Source organism: Pseudomonas sp. GW821-FHT07G06, assembly GCF_058986625.1.
In genome coordinates this window covers 130,589-152,348 of sequence record NZ_JBYSVW010000002.1, presented here as the reverse complement: position 1 = coordinate 152,348, position 21,760 = coordinate 130,589, and the positions used below count along the sequence as shown (strand labels likewise).

General features: G+C 60.3%; 22 protein-coding genes. 10 read left to right on the top strand and 12 right to left on the bottom strand.

Going from position 1 to position 21,760, the window contains the following annotated elements:
* Nucleotides 1-44: 44 nt before the first annotated feature.
* Nucleotides 45-224 (bottom strand): hypothetical protein, encoded by a 180-nt coding sequence (locus AC3WJW_RS04260; protein ID WP_007973286.1) that lies wholly within the window; start codon nt 222-224, stop codon nt 45-47.
* A 68-nt stretch (nt 225-292) separates the two neighbouring features.
* Entirely contained in the window at nt 293-880 is a 588-nt protein-coding gene (locus AC3WJW_RS04255) for a cytokinin riboside 5'-monophosphate phosphoribohydrolase (protein ID WP_493725234.1), read from the bottom strand.
* A gap of 344 nt (nt 881-1,224) precedes the next feature.
* Between AC3WJW_RS04255 and azu the strand changes: the two genes are divergently transcribed.
* On the top strand, nt 1,225-1,671 hold the full coding sequence (gene azu / locus AC3WJW_RS04250; RefSeq protein ID WP_015093240.1) for an azurin: 447 nt from the start codon (nt 1,225-1,227) through the stop codon (nt 1,669-1,671).
* A gap of 173 nt (nt 1,672-1,844) precedes the next feature.
* Here the strand turns inward: azu and nadE are convergent, their stop codons facing one another.
* The 3 genes from nadE to AC3WJW_RS04235 all read right to left on the bottom strand — a co-directional run bounded on the left by nadE (nt 1,845) and on the right by AC3WJW_RS04235 (nt 5,007).
* A complete protein-coding gene (gene nadE, locus AC3WJW_RS04245) occupies nt 1,845-2,672 on the bottom strand; it encodes an NAD(+) synthase (RefSeq protein WP_493725233.1) in 828 nt (275 codons plus the stop codon).
* A gap of 4 nt (nt 2,673-2,676) precedes the next feature.
* The gene (gene pncB / locus AC3WJW_RS04240; RefSeq protein WP_493725232.1) at nt 2,677-3,903 is read right to left on the bottom strand and encodes a nicotinate phosphoribosyltransferase; all 1,227 of its coding nucleotides are present in this window, start codon (nt 3,901-3,903) and stop codon (nt 2,677-2,679) included.
* A 192-nt stretch (nt 3,904-4,095) separates the two neighbouring features.
* On the bottom strand, nt 4,096-5,007 hold the full coding sequence (locus tag AC3WJW_RS04235) for a LysR family transcriptional regulator (protein ID WP_258683248.1): 912 nt from the start codon (nt 5,005-5,007) through the stop codon (nt 4,096-4,098).
* A gap of 174 nt (nt 5,008-5,181) precedes the next feature.
* Here AC3WJW_RS04235 and amaB point away from each other — a divergent pair, with 174 nt between their 5' ends.
* The 9 genes from amaB (at nt 5,182) to AC3WJW_RS04190 (ending at nt 16,305) form a co-directional block, all read left to right on the top strand.
* Nucleotides 5,182-6,672 (top strand): L-piperidine-6-carboxylate dehydrogenase, encoded by a 1,491-nt coding sequence (gene amaB / locus AC3WJW_RS04230; RefSeq protein WP_102698672.1) that lies wholly within the window; start codon nt 5,182-5,184, stop codon nt 6,670-6,672.
* Nucleotides 6,673-6,813: 141 nt separating this feature from the next.
* Complete coding sequence (amaA, locus tag AC3WJW_RS04225; protein WP_015093244.1) at nt 6,814-8,097, top strand: L-pipecolate oxidase; 1,284 nt, start codon at nt 6,814-6,816, stop codon at nt 8,095-8,097.
* Between the two features lie 364 nt (nt 8,098-8,461).
* Nucleotides 8,462-9,595, top strand: coding sequence for an ABC transporter substrate-binding protein (locus AC3WJW_RS04220; RefSeq protein WP_102698673.1), 1,134 nt, complete (start codon nt 8,462-8,464; stop codon nt 9,593-9,595).
* Between the two features lie 249 nt (nt 9,596-9,844).
* Nucleotides 9,845-10,759 (top strand): ABC transporter permease subunit, encoded by a 915-nt coding sequence (locus AC3WJW_RS04215; protein WP_008048116.1) that lies wholly within the window; start codon nt 9,845-9,847, stop codon nt 10,757-10,759.
* A 3-nt stretch (nt 10,760-10,762) separates the two neighbouring features.
* Nucleotides 10,763-12,046, top strand: a complete 1,284-nt coding sequence (gene livM / locus AC3WJW_RS04210; RefSeq protein ID WP_104451544.1) for a high-affinity branched-chain amino acid ABC transporter permease LivM — start codon at nt 10,763-10,765, stop codon at nt 12,044-12,046.
* A complete protein-coding gene (locus tag AC3WJW_RS04205) occupies nt 12,043-12,915 on the top strand; it encodes an ABC transporter ATP-binding protein (RefSeq protein WP_102698675.1) in 873 nt (290 codons plus the stop codon). The genes livM and AC3WJW_RS04205 overlap by 4 nt, the downstream gene beginning before the upstream one ends.
* A complete protein-coding gene (locus AC3WJW_RS04200; protein ID WP_007979701.1) occupies nt 12,912-13,628 on the top strand; it encodes an ABC transporter ATP-binding protein in 717 nt (238 codons plus the stop codon). Before AC3WJW_RS04205 ends, AC3WJW_RS04200 begins: the two co-directional genes overlap by 4 nt.
* Before the next feature lie 838 nt (nt 13,629-14,466).
* Entirely contained in the window at nt 14,467-15,228 is a 762-nt protein-coding gene (locus AC3WJW_RS04195) for an SDR family oxidoreductase (RefSeq protein WP_007979699.1), read from the top strand.
* A gap of 171 nt (nt 15,229-15,399) precedes the next feature.
* On the top strand, nt 15,400-16,305 hold the full coding sequence (locus tag AC3WJW_RS04190; protein ID WP_493725231.1) for a cation diffusion facilitator family transporter: 906 nt from the start codon (nt 15,400-15,402) through the stop codon (nt 16,303-16,305).
* 102 nt (nt 16,306-16,407) lie between these two features.
* Here the strand turns inward: AC3WJW_RS04190 and AC3WJW_RS04185 are convergent, their stop codons facing one another.
* The 7 genes from AC3WJW_RS04185 to AC3WJW_RS04155 form a co-directional block, all read right to left on the bottom strand.
* On the bottom strand, nt 16,408-17,541 hold the full coding sequence (locus tag AC3WJW_RS04185; RefSeq protein ID WP_493725230.1) for an AGE family epimerase/isomerase: 1,134 nt from the start codon (nt 17,539-17,541) through the stop codon (nt 16,408-16,410).
* Between the two features lie 173 nt (nt 17,542-17,714).
* Entirely contained in the window at nt 17,715-18,287 is a 573-nt protein-coding gene (locus tag AC3WJW_RS04180) for a HupE/UreJ family protein (RefSeq protein WP_493725229.1), read from the bottom strand.
* A gap of 26 nt (nt 18,288-18,313) precedes the next feature.
* Nucleotides 18,314-18,928, bottom strand: coding sequence for an urease accessory protein UreG (gene ureG / locus AC3WJW_RS04175; protein WP_493725228.1), 615 nt, complete (start codon nt 18,926-18,928; stop codon nt 18,314-18,316).
* Between the two features lie 23 nt (nt 18,929-18,951).
* Nucleotides 18,952-19,626, bottom strand: a complete 675-nt coding sequence (locus AC3WJW_RS04170; RefSeq protein WP_493725227.1) for an urease accessory protein UreF — start codon at nt 19,624-19,626, stop codon at nt 18,952-18,954.
* Complete coding sequence (ureE, locus tag AC3WJW_RS04165; RefSeq protein ID WP_493725226.1) at nt 19,623-20,123, bottom strand: urease accessory protein UreE; 501 nt, start codon at nt 20,121-20,123, stop codon at nt 19,623-19,625. Before ureE ends, AC3WJW_RS04170 begins: the two co-directional genes overlap by 4 nt.
* Nucleotides 20,124-20,421: 298 nt before the next feature.
* Nucleotides 20,422-21,054: a TetR family transcriptional regulator gene (locus tag AC3WJW_RS04160; protein ID WP_007979686.1), complete on the bottom strand. Its 633-nt coding sequence runs from the start codon at nt 21,052-21,054 to the stop codon at nt 20,422-20,424.
* 168 nt (nt 21,055-21,222) lie between these two features.
* Nucleotides 21,223-21,735, bottom strand: a complete 513-nt coding sequence (locus tag AC3WJW_RS04155) for a hypothetical protein (RefSeq protein ID WP_493725225.1) — start codon at nt 21,733-21,735, stop codon at nt 21,223-21,225.
* Between the last annotated feature and the right edge of the window lie 25 nt (nt 21,736-21,760).

Sequence of the window (21,760 nt, the reverse complement as noted above, 5' to 3'; positions counted from 1 at the left end):
CACAGATCCGGTGGGCCAGATCAGATCAACCGGCCCGGAGGTTCTCAGGCGTCGGGCGCCGAGTCTTTCGGTGCATCAACATCGTCTTCTGCCGCCACTTCACCCTCAGGGTTCAGTGCCGCTTCTTCAGCTGTAGCTTTCTTGCGCTGAAGCTTTTCCTCTTTCTTCTGCTCCTTGGCCAAGTCTCTCTGACGTTTGGCGAAGGAATAATTAGGTTTAGCCATGGGCGATCCTCTGGGGTCGAAGGTGAGGTTGAGCGGCGCATATTCTGCCCTGTATCGGTGCCGAGCCGTTAGCTGGGTTTTTGCTCGGCCCACTTTGGCGCTACGGACGGTTGCCAGGCATCCAGCGCATCGAGCAGGTTTTGCGGCGATTCGCTCATCTGCAGCATGTCACGGTGCTGCCCGCGAACGAAGCCTTCGCCGACGATGTGATCAAGAAAAGACGTCAATTTGCTGTAGAAACCGTTCACTTCCAGCAATCCCAGCGGTTTTCCGTGGTAGCCGAGCTGGCCCCAGGTCCAGACTTCGAACAGTTCCTCGAGGGTGCCAAGGCCACCGGGCAGCGCGATAAAGGCATCGCTGAGTTCGGCCATCCGGGCCTTGCGCGCGTGCATGCCATCGACAACTTCCAGGCGGGTCAGGCCGCTGTGGCCGATTTCCTTGTCCTTGAGGCTTTGCGGGATGATGCCGATCACTTCACCGCCGGCCACCAGGGCCGCATCGGCGACGATGCCCATCAGCCCCACGGCGCCACCGCCATACACCAGGGTCAGCTTGCGTTCGGCCAGAGCCCGGCCAAGGGCCACGGCGGCTTCGCGGTAAGCCGGGTGGGTGCCGGTGCTGGCGCCACAAAATACACAAACGGATGTTAAAGACATGCCTTGCTCCATGGTCGATCAGGGCCACAGAGTAAAGGCAGGCGCGCGTCACTCCAAGGGCTAGACTTGGTGTTTTGGCGTTTCGTACGTACCGCTGGCACCGCAGGCGTAGGCGGCCAGCAAACTGCACAACAGGCTGTTGATCGACATGACAGGCATTCCATTTGAAGGGGGACGACCTGATGATAGGCCCGGGCCAGACACTTGGCCGGTAGATATTTCGTATCGGTGCCATAGCGCGAAAGTTGTATACAATTTTTGATTCAAGTCATATGAACTTGCGAAGTTTTCAGGCAGTCTTCTGTTTATTCGCGATTTCGTTAACCCTGCCTTGGAGATTCACCATGTTTGCCAAACTTGTTGCGGTATCCCTGTTGACACTGGCCAGCAGCCAACTGATGGCTGCAGAGTGCAAAGTCACTGTCGACTCCACCGACCAGATGTCTTTCGACACGAAGGCCATTGAAATCGACAAGAGCTGCAAGACGTTTACCGTGGAACTCAAGCACTCCGGCAGCTTGCCGAAGAACGTCATGGGCCATAACTGGGTGCTGAGTAAAGAAGCCGACATGCAGCCGATCGCCACCGATGGCCTGAGCGCCGGCATCGACAAGAACTACCTGAAAGAAGGCGACGCCCGTGTGATCGCCCACACCAAGATCATCGGCGCCAAGGAAACCGATTCGGTGACCTTCGACGTGTCCAAGCTCGCGGCCGGTGAAAAGTACGGGTTCTTCTGCTCGTTCCCGGGCCACATCTCGATGATGAAAGGCACGGTTACCCTGAAGTAATCAGGTACACCGCGTCATCGTTCTTCGCGAGCAGGCTCGCTCCCACATTTTGACCGCGATCAAATGTGGGAGCGAGCCTGCTCGCGAATGGGCCATCTGCATCAACAAATGTGCTGGCCAAAGAAAAGCCCGCTGAGGATCACTCTTCAGCGGGCTTTTCATTCACTCACGCTTCAAGGCGCAAACGGCATCACCCGCTTGTGATGGGTCTTGTTGTAGGTGTCGCATATGATCTTGAACGCTTCCTCCCGCACCGGATGGCCGTGCAGGAACGCGTCGATCTCGGCATAGGTCACGCCGTGGGAGGCTTCGTCCGGTTTGCCGGGCGACAGGTCTTCCAGGTCCGCCGTCGGGACTTTTTCCACCAGTGATTCCGGCGCGCCGAAGCTGCGGGCGATGGCGCGGACCTGGTTTTTCACCAGGCCGCTCAGTGGCGCCAGGTCGCAGGCGCCGTCACCGAACTTGGTGAAGAACCCCATCACCGCTTCCGCCGCGTGATCGGTGCCGATCACCAGGCCATGGGCCGCGCCGGCGATGGTGTATTGGGCGACCATGCGCATGCGCGCCTTGGTGTTGCCGAGCACGAAATCCACCGACACCGCATGTTTGCCGTCGAAGGCCGCCACTTCATTGGCCAGGGCCTTGACCGCCGGGCCGATGTTCACGGTGTGACGCTCGTCCGGCTTGATGAAATCCACCGAAGCCTGGGCGTCGTGCTCATCGAACTGGGTTTCGTAGGGCAGGCGCACGGCAATGAATTTGTACGCGGCATCACCGCTGCGCTGGCGCAGTTCACGCACGGCTCGTTGGGCCAGCAGGCCGGCGGTCAGGGAGTCGACACCGCCACTGATGCCCAGGACCAGGGTCTTGAGCCCGGAGTTGACCAGGCAGTCCTGAATGAAGGTCACCCGCCGGGCGACTTCGGCCTCAAGGGCGGCTTCGTCGGCGAATGGCGGCTGGACCTTGAGCTGTTCAGCAATCTCACGCTGTACGGCTTGCATGAATTCACTCCTTGCTTGATGGACTTGAAAGGGCGGCAGGTACTTGGAAAACGTGTCGCAAGTACGCGACGAAATTCGGGTCTTTGCAGTGCGTCTTGCCGGGCTCGTCGGAGATCTTCGCCACCGGCTGGCCGTTGCAGGCGGCCATTTTAAGCACGATGCTCATCGGTTCGACACCCGGAATGTCACAGGTCAGGTTGGTGCCGATGCCGAAGCTGACATTGATCCGACCACGCAGCGCCCGGAATATCTCCAGAGCCCTGGGCAGGGTCAGGCTGTCGGAGAAGGTCAGGGTCTTGCTCATCGGGTCGATGCCGAGCTTGTGATATTGGGCGATGGCTTTTTCCGCCCAGACCACCGGATCGCCCGAGTCGTGGCGCAAACCGTCGAAAAGCTTGGCGAAAAACAGATCGAAATCGCCGAGGAAGGCATCCATGGTGATGCAGTCGGTCAGGGCAATCCCCAGCAGGCCACGGTATTCGCGGACCCAGCAATCGAGTGCGGCGATCTGGCTGTCGATCAGCCGTGGGCCGAGCTGCTGGTGCGCCATGATCCATTCGTGGGCCATGGTGCCCAGCGGTTTCATGTCCAGCTCCCGGGACAGGTGTACGTTGCTGGTGCCGACAAAGCGTCCGGGGAAGTCATGCTTGAGCACATTCACCACTTCTTCCTGTACGCGATACGAGAAGCGGCGGCGCGTGCCGAAATCGGCCACCTGCAACTCGGACAATTCATCGCTGCTGGCGTTGGCGCTCAGCCAGTCGAACTTGCGGTAGAGCTGCTCGCGGGCCTGCTCCAGCACGACTTCGCGGTAGCGATAACGATTGCGTACCTCGCTGACCAGTGCCAGCAGCGGCACTTCGAACAGGATCACATGCAGCCAGGGGCCGCGCAGGCGGATGACCAGTTCGCCGTTTTCGATACCGGTGTGGAGGTAGCGCAGGTTGAAGCGAAACAAGCCGAGAAAGCGCAGGAAATCCGGCTTCAGGAAGCTGATGCGTTCCAGAAAGCTCAATTGATCGGCGCTCAGGCTCAGTTCGGCCAGGCGTTCGATCTGGAAACGGATTTCCGCCAGGTAGGGGCGCAAATCCTCGCCGTTACGGCAACGAAACTCCCATTCGACTTCGACGTTGGGGTAGTTGTGCAGCACCGCCTGCATCATCGTCAGTTTGTAGAAGTCGGTGTCGAGCAGGTTCTGCACGATGCGATCGGCAAACACACTCTCGCTCATAACGGGGGTTCTCCACATTGAATAGAGCTAGTGGCGCACAACGGTGGTGGGGATTGCCAGCAATTTTTCAGACTGCCCCAGATCCTTGTGGGAGCGAGCTTGCTCGCGATAGCGGACTGACAGGCAACTCAAGTATTGAATGTAATGACGCCATCGCGAGCAAGCTCGCTCCCACAGGGATTGTGAAAAGGCTCAATGTTGTGGAGCCTCCGGGCTATCGACCTGCTCCAGCATCCACTTCACAAAGTCCCGCACCTTGGGCACTTCCGCCGAGTGCTCCGGGTACGCAAGGTAATAGGCATCGCTGCTGGGCATTGCATGCTGCCAGGGAATGACCAGCTTGCCGTCGGCCAGTTCCTCTTCCACCAGAAAGCGCGGTAGCAGCGCCACACCGCAGCCAACCTGGGCGGCGCGGATGCACATATAAAAGGTTTCGAAACGCGGGCCGTGGTAGCTGTGCTCGGTGTGGTAGCCCTGGTGGTCGAACCAGTCATGCCAGGCCTGGGGGCGGGAGGCGTTTTGCAGCAGGACCAGGTCGGTCAGTTGCGTCGGGTCGGTGAACGGCGTGTCCGGCAGGCTACCCGGGGCGCACACCGGCACCAGCTCTTCACCGAACAGCTTCAGGCATTCGGTGCCGGGCCGCGAGCCCTGGCCGAAGTAGAACGCCAGGTCGCTGCGACCTTGCAGCAGGTCGTCGGCTTCCTGCTCGCTGCACAGGTCCAGATGGATCGACGGGTGCCGCAGACGCCAGCCTTTGAGGCGCGGCACCAGCCAGCGGGCGCCGAAGGTGGGCGGCGTCGAAACCCGCAGGACTTCTGTTTCGCCACCGTAGGAACGCAGGTAATGGGTCGACATCTCGACCTGAGTGAGGATTTTTCGCACCTCGACCAGGTACAGATCGCCGGCCGGCGTCATCTGCAGGCGACGGCGCACCCGGCGGAACAGCAGGTGCTGCAACAGCTCCTCGAGTTGCGCGACCTGTTTGCTCACGGCGCTCTGGGTCAGGTTCAGCTCTTCGGCAGCCCGGGTGAAGCTCAAGTGCCGGGTGACGGCTTCGAAGCACTGCAACGCAGCGATCGATGGCAGGTAGCGTTTATTCAGCATGGGCGGTCCTTGGTTCTTGTTTCTTATTGCCAGCAATGCACAGCATGAATAAACGGAATGATATCTCTCTTAAAGGTCGTTTGTTGAGTAACCTCCGGGCAGCTAAAACTACAGGTCTGATCAGCCGTGATGTTCCGGCTGCACGTGTTCTGTCTTTTGCTTGAGGAGTGACCCATGGTTGCCGCATTGCTTGATCGTCTAGGTGTGAACCCGGCCCTGTACCAGAACGGCAAAGTGCCGGTGCATTCGCCGGTCGATGGCAGCAGGATCGCCGCCGTGAACTGGGAAGGCGCGGCTGAGGTCGAGCAGCACATCAGTCGTGCAGATCATGCGTTCGAACTGTGGCGCAAGGTTCCGGCACCGCGCCGTGGTGAGTTGGTGCGTCAATTCGGTGAAGTGCTGCGCGAATACAAGGCCGACCTCGGCGAGCTGGTGTCCTGGGAAGCCGGCAAGATCACCCAGGAAGGCCTGGGTGAAGTTCAGGAAATGATCGACATCTGCGACTTCGCCGTCGGCCTGTCCCGTCAACTGTACGGCTTGACCATCGCTTCCGAGCGCCCTGGCCACCATATGCGTGAAACCTGGCACCCGCTGGGCGTTGTCGGGGTGATCAGTGCCTTCAACTTCCCGGTCGCGGTCTGGGCCTGGAACACCACGCTGGCACTGGTGTGCGGCAACCCGGTGGTGTGGAAACCGTCGGAAAAGACCCCGCTCACCGCGCTGGCCTGCCAGGCGCTGTTCGACCGCGTCGTGAAGAACTTCAGCGATGCACCTGCGAATTTGTGCCAGGTAGTGATCGGCGGCCGCGATGCCGGCGAAGCCTTGGTGGACGACCCGCGCGTAGCCCTGATCAGCGCCACCGGCAGCACCCGCATGGGCCGCGAAGTGGCACCGAAAGTGGCCGCGCGCTTTGCCCGCAGCATTCTCGAACTGGGCGGTAACAACGCCATGATCCTCGGCCCGAGCGCCGACTTGGACATGGCCGTTCGCGCGATCCTGTTCAGCGCCGTCGGCACCGCCGGTCAGCGCTGCACCACCCTGCGTCGACTGATCGCTCATGAATCGGTTAAAGAAGAAATCGTCACCCGCCTGAAAGCCGCGTACTCGAAAGTGCGTATCGGCCACCCGCTGGAAGGCAACCTGGTCGGCCCGCTGATCGACAAGCAAAGCTTCGACAACATGCAGGATTCGCTCGAGCAGGCCTTGAGCGAAGGCGGCAAAGTCTTCGGCGGCAAGCGTCAGCTGGAAGACCAGTTCCCGAACGCTTACTACGTTTCGCCAGCCATCGTCGAAATGCCGGAGCAGAGCGATGTGGTCTGCCACGAAACCTTCGCCCCGATTCTGTACGTGGTCGGCTACACCGACTTCCAGGAAGCGCTGCGCCTGAACAACGCCGTGCCACAAGGCCTGTCCTCGTGCATCTTCACCACCGATGTGCGTGAAGCCGAGCAGTTCATGTCGGCGGTGGGCAGCGATTGCGGCATCGCCAACGTCAACATCGGCCCGAGCGGTGCGGAAATCGGTGGCGCGTTTGGCGGCGAGAAAGAAACCGGCGGCGGTCGCGAGTCTGGTTCCGATGCATGGCGGGGCTACATGCGCCGCCAGACCAACACCGTGAACTATTCGCTGGAGTTGCCGTTGGCGCAGGGCATCACGTTCGACTGAGTCGGTAGATGATCCCCTGTAGGAGCTGCCGAAGGCTGCGATCTTTTGATCTTGCTTTTGAATCAAGATCAAAAGATCGCAGCCTTCGGCAGCTCCTACAGGGGAATGATGTGTTTGTTAGGTTTCTGTTGGAGTCTGGCAATGCCGTTACGCGAAGAGTGTCTGTGGGAAAAACTGACGCCGCAGAGGCCGGACAATTCGGCCCTCAAGGGTGAAGTCACAGTGGATGTCTGCGTCATCGGCGCCGGGTTTACCGGTTTGTCGGCGGCGGTGCATCTGCTGGAGCAAGGCAAGACCGTTTGTGTGCTGGAGGCTCATCGTGCCGGCCATGGTGGTTCCGGGCGCAACGTCGGGCTGGTCAATGCCGGGATGTGGATTCCCCCGGACGAGATCGAAGCCGGGTTCGGCACTGAGGTCGGCAGCCAGCTCAACCGCATGCTGGGCGCGGCGCCATCCCTGGTGTTCAGCCTTGTGGACAAGTACAACATCGATTGCCAGTTGCGCCGCGAAGGCACGCTGCACATGGCGCACAACGCCCGTGGCGAAGCCGACTTGCGCAGTCGTGAAGAACAATGGAAACGTCGCGGTGCGCCGGTAGAGTTGCTCACGGGTCAGGCCTGCGAGCAAGCCACCGGCACGAAAAAGATCGCCGCGGCATTGCTCGATCGCCGTGCCGGCACGCTCAACCCGATGGCCTACACCACCGGGCTGGCCAAGGCGGCCATCGGCCTGGGTGGTCAATTGTTCGATCATTCCCCGGTCACCCGCCTCGAACGCCAAGGCCAGCGCTGGTCGGTGCAAACCGCCCAGGGTTCGGTGATGGCCGAGAAGGTGGTGATCGCCTCCAATGCCTACACCGAAGGCGACTGGACGGAACTGCGGCGCAATTTCTTCCCCGGTTATTACTATCAGGTGGCCTCGGTGCCGCTGACCGAAGAAGCCGCTCGGCAAATTCTGCCTGGTGGCCAGGGTTCCTGGGACACCCGACAGGTGCTCAGCAGTATCCGTCGGGATAAAGACGGTCGCCTGTTGCTTGGCAGCCTGGGTAATGGCAATCAGAAGCCGACCTGGTTCCTCAAGGCCTGGGCCGACCGGGTGCAGCAGCACTATTTCCCGTACCTCAAACCGGTGGAATGGGAGTGCACCTGGACCGGTCGCATCGCCTTCACCCCCGATCATCTGATGCGCCTGTTCGAACCGGCGCCCGGTTTAGTGGCTGTCACCGGTTACAACGGTCGGGGCGTGACCACGGGAACGGTGGTCGGCAAGGCCTTTGCCGATTACCTGTGTAACGGAAATCCTCAAGCGCTACCGATTCCTTTCGCACCCATGCAGCCATTGGCCGGGGTGGGGTTGCGCAGCTGTCTGTACGAGGCGGGATTCTCGCTGTATCACGCAGGCCAGTGCCTGCGGATCGTGATCTGAATGTTGATTTTTGCTGTGGGGAAGCGGCGCTTTTTCGATCTGCAGCTAGCCTGTAGTGGTGCGGGTTGTAGCAGTCTCGCACCAGCAGTGTGCACTTCGGTGACGCACGATGTTACAGGCTGGTTGCACGTCGTTTAAAGCCGCGGTTGCAATGATGGCGCAGGCGGGTTGCGCCTCAAAAAAATAATGGTTTTACCTTCCGCGGTTTAGACGGTTGCACGCCCAATGAAAATGGGCCCGAAACAGTCGAAATAACAAGAAAGCAGCGACTTTTTTAAGAATAAAAAACCGATGGCACGGCCCTTGCTCTGAGCATCCAGTGAAGTCGCAGTGCCAATTAAAAAAAACCATGGAGCACCACCTCATGTCCCAGACGTTTTACAAGAAAGGCTTTCTGGCCCTCGCAGTGGCAACTGCGCTGGGTGTTTCTGCGTTTGCTCAGGCTGACATCAAGATCGGCGTAGCGGGACCAATGACAGGCGCCAACGCGGCATTTGGCGAACAGTACATGAAGGGTGCACAAGCGGCGGCCGATGCGGTCAACGCGTCGGGCGGGGTCAACGGGGAAAAAATCGTACTGGTCAAGGGCGATGACGCCTGCGAACCGAAACAGGCCGTGACGGTCGCCAAGGACCTGACCAACCAGAAAGTCGCCGGCGTGGTCGGTCACTTCTGCTCCTCGTCGACCATCCCGGCCTCCGAGATCTACGACGAAGCAGGCATCATCGCCATCACTCCAGGCTCCACCAACCCGGCTGTGACCGAGCGCGGCCTGAGCGCCATGTTCCGTATGTGCGGGCGTGACGACCAGCAAGGCATCGTGGCCGGCGACTACATCGTCGACGTGCTCAAGGGCAAGAAAGTGGTCGTGCTGCACGACAAGGACACCTACGGTCAGGGCCTGGCGGATGCCACCAAGGCTCAGCTTGAGAAGCGTGGTGTGAAGCCTGTGCTGTATGAAGGCCTGACCCGTGGCGAGAAAGACTTCAGCACCATCGTGACCAAGATCCGCGGCGCTGGCGCTGACGTCGTCTACTTCGGTGGCCTGCACCCGGAAGCCGGTCCTCTGGTGCGTCAACTGCGTGAACAAGGCCTGAAAGACGTCAAGTTCATGTCCGACGACGGCATCGTGACCGACGAACTGGTGACCACCGCTGGCGGTCCGCAATTCGTTGACGGCGTGCTGATGACCTTCGGCGCCGACCCACGCCTGCTGCCAGACAGCAAGACCGTGGTAGACGCCTTCCGCAAGGCCGGTACCGAGCCTGAAGGCTACACCCTGTACGCCTACGCTTCGGTCCAGGCCCTGGCGGCAGCCTTCAACGGCGCCAAGTCCAACAAGGGCGAAGAAGCAGCCGCATGGCTGAAGAAGAACCCGGTCAAGACCGTCATGGGCGAGAAGACCTGGGACAGCAAGGGCGACCTGAAAATCTCCGACTACGTGGTTTACCAGTGGGACAAGGACGGCAAATACCACCAGCTGGAAAAACAGAAGTAAGGGCTGACTCGATCGGCTGAACCCCGCTGACCCCTTGTGGGAGCGGGCTTGCTCGCGAAAAACGTCAACGATAACGCGTGCTTGCTGGTTCAGCGCGTTGTCCTCAGGTTCTTCGCGAGCAGGCTCGCTCCCACAGGGGCGGTGGTGGCCAGCCAGATCGTGGGTGTCATTGCTCCGACGTATATCTGTATTTTCCTTAGAAGAACCGCACAGCCACATGTGCAGGTTCTCATTGCGTGAGATTGCGTTATGGATGGTATTTTCCTGCAGCAACTGGTCAACGGCCTGACCCTCGGGTCGGTCTATGGCCTGATCGCCATCGGCTACACAATGGTCTATGGCATCATCGGCATGATCAACTTCGCCCACGGCGAGGTTTACATGATTTCCGCTTACCTCGCGGCAATCAGTCTGGCTCTGCTGGCTTACTTCGGTATCGAATCCTTCCCGCTGCTGATGCTCGGCACACTGATCTTCACCATCGTCGTCACGGCGGTGTATGGCTGGGTCATCGAGCGTGTCGCCTACAAACCCCTGCGCAACTCCACTCGACTCGCACCGCTGATCAGTGCGATCGGTATCTCCCTGATCCTGCAAAACTACGCACAGATCTCCCAGGGCGCGAAGCAACAAGGCGTTCCGACATTGCTCTCGGGTGCCTGGCGCGTTGATATCGGTACCGGTTTCGTTCAGTTGACCTACACCAAGGTCTTCATTCTGGTCGCCGCGTTTGTCGGGATGGCCGCGCTGACCTACATCATCAAATACACCAAGCTCGGCCGCATGTGCCGTGCAACCCAGCAAGACCGCAAGATGGCTTCGATCCTGGGGATCAACACCGATCGGGTGATTTCCTACGTGTTCATCATCGGTGCAGCGATGGCGGCCCTGGCCGGCGTGCTGATCACCATGAACTACGGCACATTCGACTTCTATGCCGGCTTCATCATCGGGATCAAGGCGTTCACCGCCGCGGTGCTCGGCGGGATTGGCTCACTGCCCGGCGCAATGCTCGGCGGGATCATTCTCGGGATTTCCGAGTCGCTGTTTTCCGGTCTGGTGAACTCGGACTACAAAGACGTTTTCAGCTTCTCGCTGTTGGTCCTCGTTCTGGTCTTTCGGCCTCAAGGCCTGCTCGGCCGTCCTCTTGTGTCGAAGGTGTAAGCGATGTCTTCAACCACTAAAAAAACCATTGATATCAAAAAAAGTCTGGTTGACGCGATTCTTGCCGGCCTCATTGCCCTGATTGTGTTCGGGCCGATTGTCGGCGTCGTTCTCGATGGCTATGGCTTCAACCTGGAAACCACTCGGGTGGCGTGGATCGTGGCGATCGTCATGGCCGGACGTTTTGCCCTGAGCATGTTCCTGCAGACAGCCAAGGGCCTGAAAATCCTCGAAGGCTTTGAAACGACAGGCTCCGGGGTGCATGTGCTGGCGCCGGACTACAAGTCGCGGTTGCGCTGGATCATTCCGTTGATGATCGTCATCGCCGTGGCGCTGCCGTTTTTCTCCAACTCCTACCTGCTGGGCGTGGTCATCCTCGGGCTGATCTACGTACTGCTTGGGCTGGGGCTGAACATCGTGGTCGGCCTGGCCGGCCTGCTCGACCTCGGTTACGTGGCGTTCTACGCCATCGGCGCCTACGGCCTGGCACTCGGTTACCAATACCTCGGGCTGGGCTTCTGGACGGTGTTGCCGCTGGCGGCGATCATCGCCGGCCTGGCCGGTTGCATCCTCGGTTTCCCGGTGCTGCGCCTGCACGGTGACTACCTGGCAATCGTGACCCTGGGCTTCGGTGAAATCATCCGCCTGATCCTCAACAACTGGTTGTCGCTGACTGGCGGCCCGAACGGCATGCCGGCACCGCTGCCGACTTTCTTCGGCCTGGAGTTCGGCAAACGAGCCAAGGACGGCGGTGTGCCGTTCCATGAGTTCTTCGGCATCGCCTACAACCCCGACGTGAAGTACTACTTCATCTACGCAGTGCTGTTCCTGGTGGTGCTGGCTGTGCTGTACATCAAGCATCGCCTGACCCGCATGCCGGTCGGCCGCGCCTGGGAAGCCCTGCGCGAAGACGAAATCGCCTGCCGTTCCATGGGCCTGAATCACGTACTGGTCAAGCTCTCGGCATTCACCATCGGTGCCTCGACGGCCGGTCTGGCCGGGGTGTTCTTCGCCACCTACCAGGGCTTCGTCAACCCGACCTCGTTCACCTTCTTCGAATCGGCGTTGATCCTCGCCATCGTGGTACTGGGCGGCATGGGTTCGACCATAGGCGTGGTGATTGCAGCCTTCGTGCTGACCGTCGCTCCGGAACTGCTGCGTGGCTTCGCCGAGTACCGCGTGCTGCTGTTCGGCATCCTGATGGTGTTGATGATGATCTGGCGACCGCGCGGGCTGATTCGGATCAGCCGTACCGGTGTGACGCCGCGTAAAGGAGTAGCGCCATGAGCGAAGTCGTACTCTCCGTAGAGAAGCTGATGATGCACTTCGGCGGCATCAAGGCGCTGAATGATGTGAGCCTGAAGGTCAAGCGCAACTCGATCTTCGCCCTGATCGGCCCCAACGGCGCCGGCAAGACCACGGTGTTCAACTGCCTGACCGGGTTCTACAAGGCCTCCGGCGGCAAGATCGAACTGAACGTGCGCGGGAAACAGACCAACGTCATCCAGTTGCTGGGCGAATCGTTCAAGCCGACCGATTTCGTTTCGCCAAAAAGCTTCATCACCCGGCTGCGCTACAAGATGTTCGGCGGCACCCATCTGGTGAACCGTGCCGGCCTGGCGCGGACGTTCCAGAACATTCGCTTGTTCAAGGAAATGTCGGTGCTGGAAAACCTGCTGGTAGCCCAGCACATGTGGGTCAACCGCAACATGCTGGCCGGCATCCTCAACACCAAGGGCTATCGCAAGGCCGAAAGCGATGCGCTGGACCATGCGTTCTACTGGCTGGAAGTGGTGGACCTGGTGGACTGCGCCAACCGCCTGGCCGGTGAACTGTCCTACGGCCAGCAGCGCCGCCTGGAAATCGCCCGCGCCATGTGCACCCGTCCGCAGATCATCTGCCTCGACGAACCGGCCGCCGGCCTCAACCCTCAGGAAACCGAAGCGCTGAGCGCGATGATCCGGCTGCTGCGCGATGAGCACGATCTGACCGTGGTGCTGATCGAACACGACATGGGCATGGTAATGAGCATTTCCGACCACATCGTGGTGCTGGACCACGGCATCGTCATCGCCGAGGGTGGTCCCGACGACATCCGCAACGACCCGAAAGTGATTGCCGCGTACCTGGGCGCCGACGAAGAGGAGGTGGTATGAGCAAACCCATCCTCGAACTCAAGGACCTGGACGTGTTCTACGGCCCGATCCAGGCCCTGAAAGGCGTCTCGCTGCACATCAACGAAGGGGAGACCGTCAGCCTGATCGGCTCCAACGGCGCCGGCAAATCGACCCTGCTGATGTCGATCTTCGGCCAGCCACGGGCCGCCGACGGGCAGATCCTTTATCAGGGCGTGGACATTACCCACAAGTCGTCCCACTACATCGCCTCCAACGGCATCGCGCAGTCGCCGGAAGGGCGGCGGGTGTTCCCCGACATGACAGTCGAGGAAAACCTGCTGATGGGCACCATCCCCATCGGTGACAAGTACGCCAAGGAAGACATGCAACGCATGTTCGAGCTGTTCCCGCGGCTCGAAGAACGGCGCACCCAGCGGGCGATGACCATGTCCGGTGGCGAGCAGCAGATGCTTGCCATCGCCCGCGCCCTGATGAGCCGGCCCAAGTTGTTGCTGCTGGATGAGCCGAGCCTGGGCCTGGCGCCGATCGTGGTGAAACAGATCTTCGCGACCTTGCGAGAACTGGCCAAGACCGGCATGACCATCTTCCTGGTAGAGCAGAACGCCAACCACGCCCTGCGGTTGTCGGACCGGGCGTATGTGATGGTCAACGGCGAAATCCGCATGACTGGCACCGGCAAGGAGCTGCTGGTCAACGAGGATGTGCGTAACGCTTACCTCGGCGGGCACTGAGTTTCAGTGGTTATGCACAAGCCCCGGCGCGCAATCGCCGGGGCTTTTTTACATCTCCCAAACACAACTAAACCCTGTGGGAGCGAGCTTGCTCGCGATAGCAATCTATCAGCCAATATTGATGTTGACTGACAAACCGCTATCGCGAGCAAGCTCGCTCCCACAGGGTTTTTGGCGTGCCTCCGGGAAATTGTGGAAAACAATATTCAAGAGCTCCCGAAGCGCGACATAAAGCCGCTGCAAATAGTTGTTTTGTCACGGTTTTGACTTGTCCCCGTTTGCTGTGGAGCCGGCTGTGAATAACGTGGGAGTAGCTGGCTGTAGGCCTTTTAAACCGTGGCCTGCAGAGGTGTGTTCAGTTTTTGATCAAGTGCTTTTGCGCAACTTTAAGAGCGCTTTGTCAACCTTTTTGTTCGAGGTGAAAGTGTGTGGAATCAGCGTGGACAAGCCTGTGGATAAGTCTGTGATTAAACTCTGGAAAGACCCGGCTGAAGGCCGTGGTTACTGGCTTGGCGCCATCGCTGGTTTGACCCGTCAGTCATGAAAATCCCCAGGGGCTACACGGCGGGCTATTGAGGGTCAAGCAAAAAAGTTTCAAAAAGCCGCGCAAAGCCTTGTGGATAGAGGCTTGCAGCTTTTCCACTTGCCCCCAAAGACTGTGGACCGGGCTGTGGATAACGTGCGCGCACATGGCTACAGGCCAGGCTGGCCGAGGGCTTGCGAGGATTGTTCGTTTTTTGTACAGAAAGGGCGGTTGCCGCTATGGGCAAGGCCGGGCATTCTGCCTGCTGATTTACCATTCCAATGGCTGGCGATCAGCCGAAGCAAGGAGAACACGATGTCCAACACCCTGTTTATTACCGGCGCGACCTCCGGTTTTGGTGAAGCCTGTGCCCGTCGTTTTGCTGACGCAGGCTGGAAATTGGTGCTGACAGGCCGTCGTGAAGAGCGCCTCAATGCGCTGTGCGCCGAGCTGTCGAAGCAGACCGAAGTCCATGGGCTGGTGCTCGATGTGCGTGATCGCAAGGCCATGGAGGAGGCGATTGCCAATCTGCCGCCATCCTTTGCCAAGTTGCGTGGGTTGATCAACAACGCCGGGCTGGCCCTGGGCGTCGATCCGGCACCCAAGTGCGACCTGGACGATTGGGACACCATGGTCGACACCAACGTCAAAGGCCTGATGTACAGCACCCGTCTGCTGTTGCCACGCCTGATCGCCCACGGTCGTGGCGCCGGCATCGTCAACCTGGGGTCCATCGCCGGCAACTACCCGTACCCGGGCAGCCACGTGTATGGCGCGACCAAGGCGTTCGTCAAACAGTTCTCCCTGAACCTGCGCTGCGACCTGCAGGGCACAGGCGTACGGGTCAGCAACATCGAGCCGGGCCTGTGCGAGAGCGAGTTCTCGCTGGTGCGTTTTGCCGGTGACCAGGAACGCTACAACGCCACCTACGCCGGCGCCGAGCCGATCCAGCCGCAAGACATCGCCGAGACCATTTTCTGGGTGCTCAATGCGCCTGCGCACATCAACATCAACAGCCTGGAGTTGATGCCGGTGAGCCAGACCTGGGCCGGGTTTGCGATCGAGCGCAAGTCTTAAGACCGAGTCACGGCATTCGCGAGCAGGCTCGCTCCCACAAGGATTGCGCTGTACCTGTGGGAGCGAGCCTGCTCGCGAAGGGGCCGGAACGGATGAATCAGGACATCAGCTAGACTCCTCCCTCAAGCAACCCGCCACACCCGGCGGTCTAGAGGTCTTAGAGGAGATCCAGTGAGTAATCGAGGCGAGCAGTCGCTGCTCAAACAATCGACCTTCCTGATGCTCGCCGTCACATTCGCCGGGATCATCACCGGTTTTGTTTCGGGCGCCCAATCCATCCTGTTCGATGGCTTCTTTTCGTTGATCGCGGCCTTCATCAAGGTCCTGATGCTGATCACCGCCAGGCTGATCGCCAAGGAAAGCAACCAGCGCTTCCAGTTCGGTTCCTGGCACCTGGAACCCATGGTGCTGGTTATCGAAGGTAGCTTCATTTTCCTGGTCGCCATTTACGCCTTTCTCAACGGCGTGTTCGGCATCATCAGTGGTGGCCGCGAGGTCGAACTCGGACTGGTGATCGTCTATGCGGCAGTGTTTACCGTCGTCGAGCTCATCTATTTTTTCTACGTCCGCCATCGCAACCGCACGCTCAACTCATCGCTGATCCAGTTCGACAACATCAGTTGGCTGGTGGACGCGATGCTGTCGGCGGGCCTGCTGGTGAGTTTCCTCATCGCGCTGCTACTCAAGACTCAGGGGTACGACAAGTGGGCGGTGTATGTCGACCCGATGATCCTGATTCTGCTGGCCTTGGGCATGCTCCCCCCGGCGCTCAAAATCCTCGGACCGGCCTTGCGCGATGTGTTGGGGATCGTCCCGGATCAGCTGGACGACAAGGTGCGTCAGGTGATGGAGGTGGCGAAGGTCGAGCATGGTTTCGACGACTACATTTCCTATGTGCAGAAGCACGGCAGGGCGTGTTTTATCGAGATCCACATTGTATTGCCGAAGGATTACTGGCTGGACGGGGTGGGGCAACTGGACAGTTTGCGCGAGGAAATTTCAACAAAGCTCGGCGAACCGGATGCCGCACGATGGCTGACCATCAGCTTTACCGGGGATCGCAAGTGGATTGAGTGACAGTTCGGTGACCTCTTTGAGGTCATTCGCGAGCAGGCTCGCTCCCACATTGAAGTGCGATCTACTGTGGGAGCGAGCCTGCTCGCGAAAGCAACCAAACAGTCAGCCGAGATATATCGCCAGCCCGCGATAACAGGTCGCTAGGTGATAAGGCGTGGTCGACGGCATGTCGCGGCGGCTGACGTCACCGTGCTCATCACGACACTCAAACCAGCCTCCTGCGTGCAGCGAGCGCTGCTGCAACGCCTGCAATTGACGCAATACATCCGCTTCGCTGTCCGGACGCAGCGTCAGGGCGCGCAGGTATTCGGCCTGGGCCCAGATACGCTGCGTGGCATCCCGGACGCCGCCACCTGGTTCGAGGTCGAGCATGGCCCGCACCGCACCGGTCTGCTGATCGACACCCAACTGCTCGGTAAAGGCGAAGGCCCTTTCCAGATCGGCATGCAGGGTCGTAGTGCGCAGCAGTGCCGAGGATTCCAGCAGGAAATACCACTCGAACTGATGCCCCGGTTCAAACCAGTTATCCACAGACCCCAGCGGCTTTTCCATCAACACGCCGTGCTGCGGATCGATAAAGCGCGCGTGCATGGCTGTGCATAACTCGATGAGTGCGTGTTGCACGTCAAAATCTTCACGCACCGACAGGGTGGCAAGGAATGCTTCGGCCAGGTGCATCAGCGGGTTTTGCAAGGGGCCGCTGCCCAGCGATGCCCAGTCGCGGTCGAGCGTGGCTTCATACAGACCGTCGTCCGTGGCGAAACGCTGCGCGATCACTTCCAGCGAGGCGTTGAGTACCGACTCCACCAGCGGTTCGCGGACCTTGTCCCAGTAATGGGCACAGGCGAACAGGATGAACGCGTGGGTATAGAGATCCTTGCGCTGATCCAGTGGCGCACCTTGAGCATCGACGCTGTAGAACCAGCCGCCGTGCTCGGCATCGTGGAAGTGCCGCTGCAACGAGCGGAACAAGGCGGCGGCACGCTCTTCGGCGCCCGGCACCTGACCGATCAGGCTGGCAAACAGATACAACTGCCGCGCACAGGCCATGGCCCGGTAGCGTTGCGGTGGCAGCGGTTGGTGTTCGGCATCCAGCGCCTCGTAGGGCAACGCCATGTCGGCATTCCAGCCCGGACCTTGCCAGAGCGGCACGATGACGTTCAGGAAGTGCTGTTGCACCGAGGCGAACAGGGCGGTCAATTCAGGCTGGGAGGCGGAGCGGGAAACAGGTGGCATTGGCTGGCGTCGTCACGGCAGGGGCGATTGCGCGACATGTTAGCAGAGAGGTCGGCCTGAGCGATGCGGTGTCTGTCAGGCCGCCTTCGCGAGCAGGCTCGCTCCCACAGGTGTACGCATTCCAATGTGGGAGCGAGCCTGCTCGCGATGGGGGCATCACAGGCGACAAAAAATCAACCCGCCAACAACCACGCCCCGGTCGCCGCCGAAGCCGCGCCCGCCAGTCGAACCAGCGGTGCTGCCGCCAGCGGCAATGTCCGCACCAGCGCATAACCCGCCGCATGCAACACCGCCGTCGCTGCGACAAAGCCTGCGGCATAGGTCCATGGACTCGACATCTCCGGCAGTTCCAGCCCATGCGCCACACCATGAAACAGCGCAAACAACGCTGTCGCACCCACCGCCATCACCAACGGTGGACGCACGGCCAGCGCCACCGCCAGCCCCAAAGCCAATACGGAAGCGGCAATCCCGCTCTCCAGTGCAGGCAGGTTCATTCCTTCAAAGCCCAGCATCCCGCCAATCAGCAGGGTCCCGACGAAGGTGCATGGCAGCGCCCAGCGCGCAGCACCTTGCTGCTGTGCGGCCCACAGGCCGACCGCGAGCATCGCCAGCAGGTGATCGAGACCGCCAAGCGGATGGCTGATGCCGGCGATCAAGCCGTTGTCGCCGTGCCCTGGATGGGCGAAGGCAAGGGCTGGCGTCAGCAGCAGGGCCAGGGCGCCCAGAATGCGTTTCAGTGTCATGGAAAGCTTCCTTGTTGAAGGGGTGATCAGGCCGCGGTCAGCAAGCCCTGGCGTTCGATGAAGGCGATGATCTGTTCCAGACCCTGGCCGGTTTTCTGGTTGCTGAAGACAAATGGCTTGCCGTTGCGCATGCGCTGGGTGTCGCTGTTCATCATCTCCAGCGAGGCACCGACCAGCGGCGCCAGGTCGATCTTGTTGATCACCAGCAGGTCGGATTTGCAGATCCCCGGCCCACCCTTGCGCGGCAGCTTGTCGCCGGCGGAGACATCGATCACGTAGATCGTCAGGTCGGACAGTTCCGGGCTGAAGGTCGCGGAGAGGTTGTCGCCACCGGACTCCACGAGAATCAGGTCCAGCCCTGGAAAACGGCGATTGAGTTGATCCACGGCTTCAAGGTTGATCGAGGCGTCTTCGCGGATGGCCGTGTGCGGGCAGCCACCGGTTTCCACGCCGATGATGCGTTCCGGCGCCAGGGCTTCATTGTGCACCAGAAAGTCGGCGTCTTCGCGGGTGTAGATGTCGTTGGTCACCACGGCCAGGTTATAGCGCTCGCGCAGGGCCAGGCACAGGGCCAGGGTCAGGGCGGTTTTGCCGGAGCCGACCGGGCCGCCGATGCCGACGCGCAGGGGTTGTGTGTTCATGTGATTCTCCAAAATAACAGGCCCTAGGAACGGAACAGGCGGCTGTACTGGCGCTCATGGGCCATACACGCCAGGGACAGGCCGAAAGCGGCGCTGCCGTAGTGATCGGGATCGATTCGGGTGGCGTTCTGTTGAGCCTCTTGAAGCAGCGGCAACAGTTCGCTGGTCAGGCGTTGGGCGGCTTGCTGGCCCAGTGGCAAGGTCTTCATCAGCACCGCCAACTGGTTTTCCAGCCAGCTCCATAGCCATGCAGCCAAAGCATCCTGCGGGCTGATCTGCCAGGCGCGCGCGGCCAAGGCCCAACCCAGGGCCAGATGGGGCTCGCTGCGTTGTTCGAGGAAGGCGCGGGCGGGTGTGTCGAGTTCCGGCAAGCCGTTGAGCAATTGCTGCAACGAGTAACCCATCTGCCGGCTTTCCTGATGCAGCTCTCGGGTTTCGCGACTGGCGCGGTGTTCCTCACAGCGTTGCAGCAATTGGCCCCAGTTGTCCATGCTGGCGGCCACGCAATGGGCGAGCAGCAACGGCGCTTCGAAGCGTGCCAGATTCAACAGCAACTGATCGCTGATCCAGCGTCGCGCGCTGTCGGGATCGTTTACCCGGCCGTTATCCACAGCCATTTCCAGCCCTTGGGAGTAGCTGTAGCCGCCAATCGGCAATTGCGGGCTGGCCAGGCGCAGCAGCGCCCAGGCCGGGTTCATGGGCGTATGCCGAACTGGTGCAGTTTCGGCGCGTAGTTGAAGTCTTCATCACCGTGGCGCGAATGATGATGGCCACCGCCGTAGGCACCATGTTCCGGCTGGAACGGTGCTTCGATGTTCGAGGCAATGGCACCGAGTTGTTCGAGCATGGCCTTGAGCACGTAATCGTCGAGCAGGCGCAACCAGCCGTCGCCGACCTGCAGGGCGACATGGCGGTTGCCCAGGTGATAGGCCGCGCGGGTCAGTTCGAAGGCATTGGCGCAGGTGACGTGCAGCAGTTGTTCGGGGCGGGCGCAGACACGCACGATTCGCCCGTCTTCGGCTTGCAGGCATTCGCCGTCATGCAGCGGCGGTTGGCCACGTTCCAAAAACAACCCGACGTCTTCGCCCTCGGCACTGAAACAGCGCAACCGGCTTTTGCTGCGGGCTTCGAACGTCAGGTGCAGTTCAGCGGCCCAAACGGGTTGAGGGTCGATTCTGCGATGAATCACCAGCATCGGAAGGCTTCCAGCAATGGACGATGCTCAGGCTAGAGCAAGGGGCTTGCCAATCGACATGATGCGTAGGAAATGGCTGACGGAGGCGTAGGAGGGGGATCGATTGAGTGGGTTTTTTGGTTGAAGTTGGTGCGTTTTTTTTGGGTTGCGCACCAAGTTGAAGCGATGCAAGTTCATTGTGGGAGCGAGCTTGCTCGCGATGACGGCGTATCTGTCACATTGATTCTGTATGTGCCGACGCTATCGCGAGCAAGCTCGCTCCCACAGGGTCTTGATCCAGACTGAAGGTTGTTAAGGGTTACTCGGTGCTACCGAGCCCTTGCCAATGCTTGAGGCCGATAAAGATAAACCGCAACTGCTGGGTGATTTTTGCCTGGGGCGTCAGGTGCTCAGGCAAGGCCTCGGCGGGCGGATCGATGATGTCCGGCAGGGTGGCGAACACGCTTTTGACGATCAGATCCGCCATGACGCTCAGGTCGGCGATGTCCAGGTGCTGCAGTTTCGGCATCAGTGACAAATCGGCCGCCAGGTCCGAACTGATGCCTTCACGCAGGCGGCCAATGGCTTGGCGCACCGGCAGCGAACCGCCGTATTGCTCGCGGGCGAGAAACAGGAACTGCGAGCGGTTGGCGCTGACCACGTCGAGAAAAATCCGCACCGAGGCATCGATGATGCCCCCCATCACGAATTCGTTGTGCCGTACCAGGCGAATGGTTTCGCGGAAGGTCTGGCCGACTTCGCTGACCAGCACCAGGCCCAGTTCATCCATATCGGCAAAATGGCGATAGAAACCGGTCGGTACGATGCCGGCGGTTTTCGCGACTTCACGCAGGCTCAGGCTGCCGAATCCTCGGCCGCCGTCCATCAGGCGCCGGGCAGCGTCCATCAGGGCATTACGGGTCTGTTGTTTCTGTTCGGCGCGGGGCAGCATCGCAAGGGCGTTTTCTGGACAGGGACGCGGCGCACTCTAGCAAATCGGCTTTGCCGGCGTCGAACGACTGTGAGGGATCAAGCGGGAAAGTGCATCTATCAAGCGGGGTGCCGAAAAGTCAAAAGCCCAATCCGGGGATTGGGCTTTTTTTCTGGGCGGCCATGGGGCTTAGCTCAGAGCGCTGTTGCGTTCGATCGCACGGTCACCACCGCCTTCAGCGAGGGTTTGACCTTGTGGAGTGCGATCCGAACCGTCGGCAGCCAGGGTCTGGCCTTGTGGGGTGCGCTCCGAACCGTCGGCGGCGAGGGTCTGGCCTTGTGGAGTGCGATCCGAACCATCGGCAGCCAGGGTTTGGCCTTGTGGGGTACGGTCCGAGCCGTCAGCGGCGAGGGTCTGGCCTTGTGGGGTGCGATCCGAACCATCGGCAGCCAGGGTCTGGCCTTGTGGAGTACGGTCCGAGCCATCCTGAGTGATCAGGCCTTTTTCTTTCAGGCGATCATTACCGCCTTCGGCAAGGGTTTGACCCTGAGGAGTACGGTCGGAGCCATCGGCGGCGACGGTCTGGCTGAACACCGAGTAGTCCTGTTTCACTTGTGGGGTGGCCTGGTCAGCTGCTGGCAGGGCAAAAGCAGTGCTGGCCAGCATCGAGAGTGAAAGGCTAAGCAGTAATTGGCGTTTCATGATTGTTGTGCTCCTCGGGGGTGCG